Below are 12644 nucleotides of genomic sequence, written 5' to 3'. Positions count from 1 at the left end.
ATGCTAAATGCTTTGTTTACTATGACCTTGTTTTTATAATTAAAAAAAAAGATATTAAAGTATTGCACTTAAAATACACAGTAGTAAAGTTTTGTTCTTTTGTTTAAGTTTAATTTATATATTTGGAACGAAGATTTTCCCCAAAAAAGAATAAACCTAATATGAGTTCCAATAATTTATTTACAACTGATAAAGCTCAAATCATTACTTTATTAGATCAATCTTATACTTTACGAGTTAACAATTTACCCAAAAGTTTTGCTCTTGCAGAGGAGGCGCTTCAAATTAGCACTACAATAGAAGATAAGAAATTAATTGGAAAAAGTTTAAATCTACTTTCTCTATATCATATGATTGTAGGTGATTTTGAAAAGTCTAACAAAATATCAGAAGAGGCCATTCATTTTTTCAAGGAATTAAATTACGAAAAAGGGATTGCCGATGCAAAGTATAATATTGGAAGTGTTCATTACAAAACCAATAATTATCATTTGGGATTGATGTATCTAATCGATGCACTCCAAATATACAAAAAACATCAAGACCATTATAATCAATCTAAAGTTGAAAAAGCTATAGGTACTATTTATGAGTATATTGGTGATACCAACAATGCCTTTAAGTCATTTAAAAGCTCCATAAGAGTTGCGAAAAAAATAAATGATATTAATTTAGAATCGAATGTATATAATAATCTTTCGGGTCTATTGGTAAAAAAGAACAAAGTTAAGTTGGCGATGCAAATTATTGAATATTCAATGGATTTGAAAAAGCGTTCCAACGATATTCGAGGCTTTGCTTTTGCAATTTACGGACGAGGAAAAGTGCATTATAAAAATGGTGATTTTCAACACGCAGAAGCCGATTTTCTTGAAGCTGTAAAAATACATACTTCAATGGGAGAAAAAATGGGTACAGCAATGGCTTACAATAAACTAGGTGAATTGTATCTAAAAGAAAATTTGTTTGACAAGGCTGAATCGATTACAAAAGAGGGACTTGAACTGAGTATAAAATACAATATTTCTATGATAAAGATAAAGAATTACTATCTGCTTTATCAAATTCATAAGCTTAGTAATTACAAATTAAAAGCATTAGAATATTTAGAATTATACATAAAAGAAAAAGAATCGGTTATTAATACTCAAACGCTTAAAGTAATTGAGAATTATGAACTAATACATAAAATGAATACGCTAGATCGAGAGGCAATTCTTCAAAAGGATAGGCAAACGCTAATTGACAAAAAAAACAAGGACGATGAAGAGTCTGTTCGGTTAAAACAAAAATTTATTTCTATAATGAGTCACGAAATAAGGACTCCATTGAATGCAATTACGACCATTGTTTCAATTCTTGAGAATCAAGTTGATGTTGAGAGCCGAAAAATGATAAAAAAACTGCAATTCGCTTCAAACAATCTTATTAACATTGTAAATGATATTTTGGATTTTAATAAGTTGGATTCCAAAAAATCAAAACTAGAAGTGTATCCCTCAAATTTCAAAGAACTTTGCGATAATATCTGCAATACGTATGAAGGAATGGCAAAGGAAAAAGGGATAGACGTTGTGTTTCAAAATGATATTTTAAAAAACAAAACCTATTTAGTAGATGAAACCAAAGTCACTCAGATTTTGGGTAATCTTATCAGTAATGCCATAAAATTTACCGAAAAAGGGAAAGTAGAGTTTAAAGCAAAAATTATAAAAGAAAGAAAGAATCACGATCTATTAGAGTTAAGAGTTATAGATTCTGGCGAAGGTATTTCTAAAAAAGATTTGTCGGATATATTTGTGAGTTTTTCGCAAATTAAACCAGTTACAACTCGTAAACAAGGCGGAACTGGATTGGGACTGGCTATTGTAAAAATGCTTGTGGAACTTCACAAAAGTGAAATTAAAGTTATTAGTAAAGTAGGAGAAGGTTCGGAGTTTTTCTTTATTTTAAAATTAAAAAAAGCAACAGAAATCGTTATTGAAAAAGAAGAGAAGCTTTTTAATTTAAACAATAAAAAGGTGTTGATCGTAGAAGATACGCCTATAAATGCATTTTTACTAAAAAAAGTACTTTCAAAATGGGGTATTCGTACCGATCATGTTTTAAATGGTAAACTGGCGGTAGAGACCGTACAGAGTAAAAAATATGATTTGATACTTATGGATATTCACATGCCAGAAATGAATGGATTTGAAGCTACAAAACATATTAGAGAGAATACAAACAAAAATTCAAATACGCCAATTTTTGCAGTAACTGCCGATGTTATGACCCAAAATGATCAGGAGAATTTTCATTTTTTCAATGGGTTAATTCTAAAACCACTAGAAATCGAAAAACTATATTCGGTACTTTCAAAAGAAATACAGAAAGCAGATGATTTAGAATTTGCAATCTAAAAAGTCCAATTTTGTTTTTGAACTAGATTTCTCGTTTTACGTGATTTGCGCGTGAAGGTAATTTCATAAAGTTTAAAAAAAAGTATAGGTTTTACTGGGATTGTCGAGTCACTTGTGTGATCTCTCCGTCGTCGAGATGACAAACTTACGCGATATTGCATATCTAAAACATCGCTTTTTGTCATTCCGAGGCACGAGGAATCACATAATAAGAGAACGCTAGTAGCTCTCAAGTAATACCAAACACAAATACTATATAGTCCAAAGGCCCATTCTAATTTGGAGAGCAATAGTAAAAAAAGCAACCGCTCCCGATATTTATCGGGACGCAGATTATTCCTTAAAAAAAATAAAATTTTAAAGAAATTAATTCGCGCTAATTCCGCTGTAAGCGGCTAATTTATAGATTAACTTATATTTGAAATCTGCGAATCTGCGGCAAAACAACTCATACGTTTGTCTTAGGGAGAGAGTTTGGGTTGAGGATAAATAATTGGACTAGTTTATATATGTGTTTGGTATAATGAAATTACTCATTAAGTTGTGGGTTTCTCACTACGCTTTTTCAAAATATAACTCTCGCAAAGACGCGAAGACGCCAAGAAATCTGCTCTTAACTTTGCGCCTTTGCGTCTTTGCGAGAAAAAACAAAGCTTAACCTTAATGTGGTCACGCCCAAATTATTGTTTTTAAACGTATTTGTTGCTAAAAATTAAAAACCTATTCGTATCGCAACGCTTCAATTGGATCCAGATTTGCCGATTTTATAGCAGGATACAATCCAGAAATAAGGGCTACTAAAAAGCTTACTACAAATGCTGCAATCATTGCTCCCCACGGAATCACGAAATCAAAATCGATTAAATTAGATATCCCATAACCAATAAGAATTCCGAAAATAATTCCGACCAAACCGCCTATTTGACCAATGAGTAAAGTCTCTATGAAAAACTGAAAAGCAATAGTTGATTTTTTGGCGCCCAATGCTTTTCGAACTCCAATTTCTCGGGTGCGTTCCGTTACTGAAACAATCATGATATTCATCAAAGCAATAGACGAACCCAAGATGGTGATGATTCCGATAAGCCATGCAGCAAGGCCTAAATATTTGGTGATTCCAAGGATTTTGTTGATCAAATCATCACTTCGTACCACGGCAAAATTATTGTCTTTTACTGGGCTTAATTTTCGAATTCTACGCATGGTGCTGTTGGCGTTGTCTATGGCTTGGTCCAATAATTCTTTTTTGGCAACCATAACGCTCATGGTATAGTTGATGTTTGGTGCGGTAAATAGAGAACGCGCCACTTGTATTGGAATCATTACGCGCAAATCCTGACTGTTCCCAAAAGTGGAACCTTTCTCTTTTAAAACACCAATAACCTTGAATTTGGCACCACGAATGGATATGGTTTTTCCAATAGGATTGATATCTTTTAAGAGTCCTTTTTCAAAATCCGAACCAACAACGCAAGTATAGGTATTGTTTGAAACATCAAAATTGGTAAAATTTCTACCCGAACTGGTTTCAAGTCCAGAGTTGGTCAAAAAGTGCTCGTCGACACCAAGAACGCTTATTTCAGGATCGGTTTTGGTAGCTTCATACTTTACTTCGGCAATCGATGTTGCAGTGAAAGAAAGGGATGTTTCCGTCAAGGGATAATTGTATTTGTTCTTGAAAGCCACCGCCTCAGGATACGAGATAATAGGATTTATGATTTCTCTTTCGCCTCCACCACGTCTGCGGGAATTGCTTTCGTATTGATTAATGTTGAAAGTATTGGCTCCCATCGAGGCAAAATCGGAGGAGAGCGTGTTCTCCAGCGCCGACACAACGGTCAGAATTCCAACCAGCGCCGTTATACCAATGGCAATAATCAGTACCGTCAAAATGGTTCGTAGCAATTGAGTTCGGATCGAACCAAATGCAATTCGGATATTTTCTTTGAATAGTTTTAGCATCATGTTTTATTTGACTCGAAAATACAATTTTTGTTACAATTTCCTTTTGAGAAATTCCTCTAAATATTTTTTTAGGAGCTAATTCCAGCTATTCGTTTCAATCTCCTGAGCCGAACCTCGGCTCAGGAGGATTTCCACTACTATCTGGGCTAGGGCATTCCGTCGTTGAACCTAAATTATGTAATAGAACACAGATGTCACAGATTTAACGGATTTACACAGATAAAAATTAGTTAATCCATATCCAGCCTTAAAGATTTATGTGTATTTCTTATCCTAAGTTTTAGTTTACACCCAAAGAATCAGTACCAATCTGTCTAATCTGTCTAATCTGTCTAATCTGTCTAATCTGTCTAATCTGTGTCCCATTATGAAGTATAATTTGTGTTCACAAAATAGATCAGGGCATACCGTTGTTAAAGAAACATTAAATCAGTATGAGTATACGTGATTAATACTAAACCGATAAAATTGGCCACAGATTATACAGATTCTCACAGATTTTATACGTGAGATTAAAGAAATCTGTGAGAATCTGTGTAATCTGTGGCAAAAAAAATATTTGGGACACTTTGTGGACTGTCCTATTAAATTAAATCACAAATTTTTCAAACGGAATTATTTTAAAAGTAAGATATTTGCAGAATGATTTAAAGGATTTCGTTTTCGATTAAGAAAGTTTTACTTAAATCTAAAATTCTAAATTAAAACAATGGCATCAAAACCGAGTATTCCAAAAGGAACCAGAGATTTTTCACCTGCTGAGGTGGCAAAAAGACAATACATTATCCAAATCATAAAAAGCAATTTCGAAAAATTTGGATTCCAACCTATAGAAACACCCTCCTTTGAAAACTCCGAAACCTTAATGGGAAAATACGGAGAAGAAGGCGACCGATTGATTTTCAAAATATTGAACTCAGGGGAATATATTTCTAAATTTAATGAGACACTTGTTGAATTTATACGTTTTTCTATAATATATCATAGAGATTATTTACAAAAGAGAAATGAATCTTTTGATATGAAAGATTATGATGTATTGTACAAAAAAAATCTTTTAGCACACTTAAAAAGTAAAAATTTACACTTTTTTAAAGATGCATCAATATCAGAAATTGAATTATTAGATGATGTTTTTTATTTAATAATGAAAAGACTTGAAAAATATGATTTACTTTCAAAATCAGACTCAGAACTAGATGTTTTTGTCAAAATCATCTTTGCAGATTTTTATTATGAATTAAAGTATAAATATTTAACGGGTTATATTTCCGAAAAAGCCTTGCGTTATGACTTAACCGTTCCGTTTGCGCGTTACGTAGTGCAACACCAAAACGAAATTGAATTCCCATTCAAAAGATACCAAATTCAACCGGTTTGGCGTGCCGACCGTCCGCAGAAAGGGCGTTTCAGAGAATTTTTTCAGTGCGATGCCGATGTGGTTGGATCAAAATCGCTTTGGCAAGAAGTAGAGTTGGTGCAATTGTACGATTCGGTTTTTACCGCTTTGGGTCTTGCGGTAGTAACGATTAAAATCAACAACCGAAAAATACTTTCTGGTATTGCCGAAGTCATTGGCGCATCCGATAAACTGATTGACTTTACAGTTGCTTTGGACAAACTCGACAAAATAGGCGAAGACGGTGTAAAGAAAGAAATGATCGAAAAAGGAATTTCCGAAGAAGCGATTGCCAAAGTACAACCGCTATTCAATTTTACGGGAACCATTTCTGAGAAAATCGAGAAATTGTCTGTTTTACTTTCATCCTCAGCCGAAGGAATGAAAGGAGTAGAAGAGCTTCGTTTTATTTGTGACAATGTTACCAATCTAGGATTGTCAACTGCCAGTTTGGATTTGGATGTAACACTAGCCCGAGGATTGAATTATTATACAGGCGCTATTTTTGAAGTGGCTGCTCCCAAAACAGTTGCCATGGGTTCCATCGGTGGCGGTGGTCGCTATGATGATTTGACCGGTATTTTTGGATTGAAAAACATGAGTGGAGTAGGAATCTCTTTTGGACTTGACCGAATCTATTTAGTTGTTGAAGAGTTAGGATTGTTCCCAGAAGCAGTAACATCTACTTCCAAAGCGTTGTTCATCAATTATGGCGAAAAAGAAGCCTTTTATTCGATGAAAGCCATTAAGGAATTACGTGCTGCCGGAATTAAAGTCGAATTGTATCCTGACAATGCCAAAGTGGCCAAGCAATTTCAGCACGCCGACAAGCGATTTATTCCCTATGCGGTAATTGTAGGTGAGGAAGAAATGAAGGACAATCAATATAGTTTGAAAGATTTGGTTTCTGGAGAGCAGAAAAAAGTAGGACTTGAGGAATTAAAAGAGATTCTAAAATAAATAAAAAGGCTGCAATTGCAGCCTTTTTTTATGGAATTAATTTAAACTGACTTAGCATCCAAGTATAAATTTTATCTTCTCTAAAATAATTTTCTACACTGCTGTGATTACCGCCTTTGACAATTGTAAAGGTGAGATTAGCATCGGGATTGCAAGTCTGTATGGCTTTGACCATTTTTTTGGATTCCGAAATTGGAACGATAAAATCTTTGTTTCCGTGAATAACCCACAAAGGAACCGTTGCCAGATTGTAAGCGTCTTTTGGATTTCCGCTTCCGCAAATGGCGACTGCCGCTGTGATTTTGTCGGGGTATTTTCCAGCAAAATCAAAAGTTCCGTAGCCTCCTAAACTCATGCCGCATACATAAACGCGCGACAAATCGGTATTGTAATTGTTTTGCACATATTCCAGAAGTTTCAAGAGTTTGTCTGGATCCCAAGCACCGTGAGCTACTTGAGGCGCAATAACGATGGCGGGAATTTCTTTTCCTCTTTCGATAGCTCTTAGTACGCCGTACCGTTTTACTCGATCCAAACTAGTGCCAGACAGACTTTTTCCGTGTAAAAATAAAATGATGGGCGCTTTTTTATCCAAAACCTCTTGATTGGGCAGATTGATCCAAAATGGGTAGTCAGTTTGATCGGTAATCGCTTTTAATTGTGCTTGAGCTGAAGGAATGATGCAAAAAATAAATAAGTAAAGAAAAATAGGAAGGCGCATTTATTCGGAGTTGTTTTTTTTGATGGATGTGCAAATTACCTTTTTATAATTAATGACGCCAATTTTTTTGGTTTTTTAATGGTAAAAAACTAATGAATAAATAGTATATTTTATTTGCTTTCTCTTGAAAAGCCTATCTTTTTTTTTGTTTAAAATCTTTACTGGTCTAAATCGTCAACGGCAGCAATCTGGTCTAATATATTGGTTTGATTGGGCGAGATGTAATTTTTTACTTCACTAGCATTTTCTTTCTTGAAAAGTAGGTCTAATGCATTGTACAGTTTCAATAAAACGTCTCTATCTTCTTTTTCTATTTCTAAGGCTGTATTGAAATTAAAAACATAATTATTTGAATTGCGAACTTCTACTTTTATCGTTTTAGACGTGATTTTAAATTTGACTATATCCATATTGTTCTATTGCTCTTTTTTGGTGTTTGACATTCTCTTATTGAGTCCCATTTTGTTGTATTGTAAATCTCCGTCTTTACTTTATAATATTACTTGCCGAAAATACTATTTTGATTTGATGTAAACACAAAATCTTTGATAATTGTATAAAGGATACTAAAAATTCTTTCCTCGCATCCAACGGATGGTGTACTAAAAGAGTGTTTTTTTAACGTGATCCTCTCCGTCAGCTTTCGAAATCATAATAGTTGGGAGAATTTTAGAGGATGTAAGATGATGATTAGATGCTACTTGTGTCTTTTCCGCTTAATGTTCGCATCCCAATTTTATGAAATTCCTCACTCCATTTCTCACTGGAGAGTTTTTGAAAGCAGTATTTTCAAAACACAATTCCAATAACAAACCCTTAAACAATTGATGTTTAAGGGTTTGTTTTTTGTAGCCCCGCCCGAACAAATGTCGAACTTTTTTGTAGAACATTAAGAGCGTTTACTTAATATTTCTAGAAATATCTAATGTTAATTATCGTTAGTATTAATAAACTTATTATTTTCCAAAGTCGTCTTTAAATTTTAAAAAAAGACTATTGTTAGCAGTTTATAAAGCAATTAATAATTTATTTATTTAAGGGCCTTTTGATTGAGAATTTGTTCCACTTATACAACTAGGTCATGATTTGAATCGGTACTTCTCTTCTGGAGTAAATATTATTTGGCATAATTCAATTTCTTTTATATTTGGTAATTGACCATCTCTAGAAGAAGTAATTTGCCCTGCACTTTCCAGTGAAATTAAGGTGGGTCACTAAATAGTCATTCCTTAAAAGCTCACTTTTTTAGTTTTTAAATTTATAGGTGCTTAAATGATTCTATAGGATGTTTTTTTTGTACATCGCTTTTCAGTACTAGAAATTATTGTAAAAAAAGCATCTTAATTGTAAAAATTAAGATGCTTTTTTTTAGATAGGAATGTAGGCTTTGATATCTTATAAGATGGTTTGTGTTTTACTTTGTTTTTAATTTCTCTTTTATCGAAATAGCCACACCTCCACTAGCTGCTAAGTGTTGTTCCAATATAGTTTTGCTGTTGATAATTACTTTTCGAATGTTGTAGGATTGTGGGTTGTCAAGATAATGGGCTCCTTTTCCGTCCTCATAGATGGTGGCTTCATACGGTTTTCCGACAGGTAAAAAACTAAAATCAATTATTGCAGTTCTTGAATTTTCGTCTGTAATTCCGCCTATAAACCATTCGTTTTTGTTTTTTGCTTTTCGGGCAATAGTAATATAATCTCCCGGTTCTGCTTCAAGTATGTAGGTGTTGTCCCAATCCAAAGCTACATCTTTTATAAATTGAAAGGCATCATCAAACCGTTTGTAATTTTCAGGTAAGTCTGCTGCCATTTGCAAGGGGCTGTACATCGTTACATAGAGTGCTAATTGTTTGGTAAGAGTTGAACTTAATTTGTTTTTCATTGTTCCGTAAACTGACAAATCTCCTTGGAAAATTCCGGGCGTATAATCCATTGGTCCTCCCATCAATCGAGTGAAAGGCAAAATTGTAGTATGATCTGGGTTATTCCCTCCAAAAGATTCAAATTCTGTTCCACGTGCTGATTCCTGTGCAAACCAATTAGGGTAAGTTCGGTTTAATCCTGTGGGTCTAACCGCTTCGTGTGAATTAACCATGATATGATGTTTTGCAGCTTCTTGAGCCACATAAGTATAGTGGTTGACCATCATTTGTCCGTCATGATGTTCGCCTCTGGGGATAATAGGGCCTACATACCCTGTTTTTACGGCATTATAGTTATTGTCATCCATAAAACGGAATGCATCGTCTAACTGTCTTTCGTATTCAGATGTTGACGAAGTGGTTTCGTGATGCATGATTATTTTGACACCATTTTGTACTGCGTATTTGTTTAATTCCTTTACGTCAAAATCGGGATAGGGTTTTGTGAAACTGTAGATACGTTCTTTTTTGAAGGCAGTATTATCTTCCCAGCCTTCATTCCAACCTTCGACTAGTACAGCATCAAACCCATTTGCAGCTGCGAAATCAATATATTCCTTTATATGTTTTGTGTTTGCACCATGGGTCCCATTTGGTTTTAACTTATAAAAATCGGTTTTTCCAATGACAATATCCTGATCATTTGAGTATGCCCATGTAGCACCTCTTCCTATGAAATACTCCCACCAAACTCCAATATATTTAATTGGTTTTATCCACGAAGTATCATCAAAAGAACACGGTTCATTCAAGTTCAATATGAGTTTTGAGGCTAGTATGTCGCGGGCATCATCACTCACAACAATGGTTCGCCAGGGGGTATAAGTTCCTGTTTGGATATATCCTTTGTTTCCAACCGCATCAGGAGTGAGATGTGAGCTGGCTCCAAATGATTTGTCATCAATATTGAGGGACATAGCAGGATAATTACTCAACGAAGCTTCGTGAATGTTAATATAAAGTCCTTCTCTGGTTTTCATCATCAGAGGGGTTTGAACGGCCAAATTTTTTATGGGTGACTGTGCTGCCAAGGATTCATTTAAAGCCACTTTTATAAGTTTGGGAATTTCAGAAATTTTAGAAGTAGTGTATTTGTATTCATTGGTGTCATAATCACCAGGTAACCAAAATGCTTTATGGTCTCCTTCCAAATTAAATTCGCTTGTTTCTTCCTGTATAATAAAATGGCGGAGATTATCTTGTATTGGAAATTCGTAGCGAAAGCCTAATCCATCATCAAATAAGCGGAAATATAGTATCATTTTTCTATTGCTATTGTTTTGGGTAAGTGCGATTTTCATTTCGTTGTTATGATTTTTTATTGTCTTTTGCTCTCCCAAAACAGGCTCCCAAGTATTGTTTTGTGTTTGGAATGTGGTCTCTGTTATTTCAAAATTTTCATTAAATGGAATATTGGGCTTTACAACAAACCCCATTTTACTTTCTTTAATTACAGTCTTTTTTTTATAGCGTAGCGAGTAGATGGGAGCTCCATTAGCATTCAATTTGAAAGTCAAATTTAAGTTGCCACTGGGTGATTTTAAATCTTGTGCATTTGCTATTGAAATAAAGACAATAAAACAGAAGCAGACTAAGAAATTATTTTTCATGTGTTGATAGTATTAGAATGATATTTAAATTTTTTTTGGGGCTTGTTTTTTAGATTTCATGCATTAGAATTAATTACTAAAGGACTCTTTTTTGGTCTAAAAAGCTATTTTACTAAATCGATTTAGCAAATGTATTAAAAAAAATGCTTTAGCATAAATAAAAATATTTTTAGAAAATTTAATCCATTATTTAATTAACATCAATGTTTATGCGGTATTCGATAAGTTGAAGAGTTCTTTGTAAATTAAAAGTTAAATTATTTAAAAAAAAATAATTGCTAAATCGATTTAGTAAAATAATTTTTTTATATTTGCTACGCTAAGGAAAAGTTAAATAAGATAAAACTAAGCCAATTATGAAAAAAATCACGATGAAAGATATTGCGCAGAAAGCTGAGGTTTCGGTTTCTACGGTTTCATTTGTGTTAAATAATATTGGTCCAAAAATGGGAATCAGCACAGCAGTTATAGATAAGGTTTTGCTTGTTGCCAAAGGGTTGAGTTACAAACCCAATATGATTGCGAGTAGTCTTAGAACAGGTGAAACAAGATCAATAGGTTTAATAATTGAAGATATTTCGAATCAGTTTTTTGCTGATTTAGCAAAGGTGGTGGAAGATGAAGCACGAAATTTGAATTACAGGGTTTTTTATTGTAGTACAAGTGGAGATGATCAACGTGCAGAGGAACTGGTAGATAGTTTATTGCAGGCTAATGTCGATGGCTTTATTATTGCGCCAACTAAAAATCTAGAAAAGAGCATTGACAATCTTCTGAAAATGCGAGTACCCGTTGTAATGATTGATAGGTATTTTCCAGGTCAATTGGTAAGCAGTGTTGTAATGGATAATTATGAAGGGGCGTATTCTGCAACAAAAAAAATGATTAACGCAGGTCGTCGTAATATTGGCGTTGTCAATGTTAACTCTGGAATGATTCAAATGGAATTAAGAGAGTCAGGATATGCAGATGCATTAAAAGAGAATAATGTTTATGACAAATCTCTTGTACTAAGAATGGATTTTCACAATAGTGAGAACGATAAAATAAGATTGATTGCAGAATTTTTAAAACTGCATCCTGAGATTGACGGATTGTTGTTTTTGTCCAATTATTTAGGTCTTTGCGGTTTGCAGGCTTTTCGTCAATTGGGAATTGTGATACCTAGAGATATTTCAGTAATTAGTTTTGATGATCATGATAGTTTCAGATTGCATACGCCTTCCATTTCGATTGTTGCCCAGCCCATAGAGGCTATGGCTAAAAAAGCAATCGATATGCTTGTAAGTCAAATGACAACTGGAAATCAAGTAAAAGTTGAAAACGTAATACTCAAAGGAAATTTTGTAGAACGGGAATCTATATAATGCTATTTTTTTAAAGTTTTTACTAAATCGATTTAGCAATTGTTTAAGGTTATTGAAAATATATTGAATAAGGTGGGCTTATTGTGTTAATGATGTTAAAATTATCATGAATATTGTGAAATGGACTGTTAAAAATACAAGTTTATGTTTTATGTAAATTGTTATAAACAAAACAAGGAAAAAATGAAATGTTCAAAGATAATTTAGCACAAAGAATAGCTGTCAAAACCTATTTTTTTACAATTTTTACTAAATCGATTTAGCAAAAAAATAATGATAATTAAAATTCATTAAA

7 protein-coding genes are annotated in these 12644 nt (G+C 33.6%); 3 read left to right on the top strand and 4 right to left on the bottom strand.

Annotation, left to right across the window (positions count from 1 at the left end):
- Positions 1-161 precede the first annotated feature (161 nt).
- Positions 162-2402: an ATP-binding response regulator gene (locus AC8GF4_RS05450; RefSeq protein WP_506593212.1), complete on the top strand. Its 2241-nt coding sequence runs from the start codon at positions 162-164 to the stop codon at positions 2400-2402.
- A 720-nt stretch (positions 2403-3122) separates the two neighbouring features.
- On the opposite strand, the gene AC8GF4_RS05445 is transcribed toward AC8GF4_RS05450, so the two are convergent.
- Positions 3123-4367, bottom strand: coding sequence for an ABC transporter permease (locus AC8GF4_RS05445; protein ID WP_506593211.1), 1245 nt, complete (start codon positions 4365-4367; stop codon positions 3123-3125).
- 709 nt (positions 4368-5076) lie between these two features.
- On the opposite strand from AC8GF4_RS05445, the gene hisS reads away from it, so the two are divergent.
- Positions 5077-6726 (top strand): histidine--tRNA ligase, encoded by a 1650-nt coding sequence (gene hisS, locus AC8GF4_RS05440; RefSeq protein ID WP_506593210.1) that lies wholly within the window; start codon positions 5077-5079, stop codon positions 6724-6726.
- A gap of 28 nt (positions 6727-6754) precedes the next feature.
- Here hisS and AC8GF4_RS05435 read toward each other — a convergent pair whose 3' ends face one another.
- From AC8GF4_RS05435 to AC8GF4_RS05425, 3 genes are all read right to left on the bottom strand, one after another.
- Positions 6755-7447 carry a carboxylesterase family protein gene (locus tag AC8GF4_RS05435; RefSeq protein ID WP_506593209.1) on the bottom strand — a complete coding sequence of 231 codons (693 nt, stop codon included), beginning with the start codon at positions 7445-7447 and terminating at the stop codon, positions 6755-6757.
- A gap of 158 nt (positions 7448-7605) precedes the next feature.
- Positions 7606-7857, bottom strand: a complete 252-nt coding sequence (locus tag AC8GF4_RS05430) for a hypothetical protein (protein WP_506593208.1) — start codon at positions 7855-7857, stop codon at positions 7606-7608.
- Between the two features lie 1004 nt (positions 7858-8861).
- On the bottom strand, positions 8862-10982 hold the full coding sequence (locus tag AC8GF4_RS05425; protein ID WP_506593207.1) for a glycoside hydrolase family 97 protein: 2121 nt from the start codon (positions 10980-10982) through the stop codon (positions 8862-8864).
- 356 nt (positions 10983-11338) lie between these two features.
- On the opposite strand from AC8GF4_RS05425, the gene AC8GF4_RS05420 reads away from it, so the two are divergent.
- A complete protein-coding gene (locus AC8GF4_RS05420) occupies positions 11339-12349 on the top strand; it encodes a LacI family DNA-binding transcriptional regulator (protein WP_506593206.1) in 1011 nt (336 codons plus the stop codon).
- The last annotated feature ends 295 nt before the right edge of the window (positions 12350-12644 follow it).

This window comes from Flavobacterium rarum (SeqCode), from assembly GCF_965234445.1.
In the GTDB taxonomy this organism is placed as follows: domain Bacteria; phylum Bacteroidota; class Bacteroidia; order Flavobacteriales; family Flavobacteriaceae; genus Flavobacterium; species Flavobacterium rarum.
The sequence above is the reverse complement of the archived record's forward strand: the minus strand, read 5'-3'. Positions and strand labels throughout refer to the sequence as shown.

What these genes read in the sequence shown, in the direction of transcription:
- AC8GF4_RS05450 (WP_506593212.1), top strand. Translation starts at nt 162, where the DNA reads ATGAGTTCCAATAATTTATTTACAACTGATAAAGCTCAAATCATTACT.
- AC8GF4_RS05430 (WP_506593208.1), bottom strand. Translation starts at nt 7,857, where the DNA reads ATGGATATAGTCAAATTTAAAATCACGTCTAAAACGATAAAAGTAGAA.
- AC8GF4_RS05420 (WP_506593206.1), top strand. Translation starts at nt 11,339, where the DNA reads ATGAAAAAAATCACGATGAAAGATATTGCGCAGAAAGCTGAGGTTTCG.
- AC8GF4_RS05425 (WP_506593207.1), bottom strand. Translation starts at nt 10,982, where the DNA reads ATGAAAAATAATTTCTTAGTCTGCTTCTGTTTTATTGTCTTTATTTCA.
- AC8GF4_RS05445 (WP_506593211.1), bottom strand. Translation starts at nt 4,367, where the DNA reads ATGATGCTAAAACTATTCAAAGAAAATATCCGAATTGCATTTGGTTCG.
- AC8GF4_RS05435 (WP_506593209.1), bottom strand. Translation starts at nt 7,447, where the DNA reads ATGCGCCTTCCTATTTTTCTTTACTTATTTATTTTTTGCATCATTCCT.
- hisS (WP_506593210.1), top strand. Translation starts at nt 5,077, where the DNA reads ATGGCATCAAAACCGAGTATTCCAAAAGGAACCAGAGATTTTTCACCT.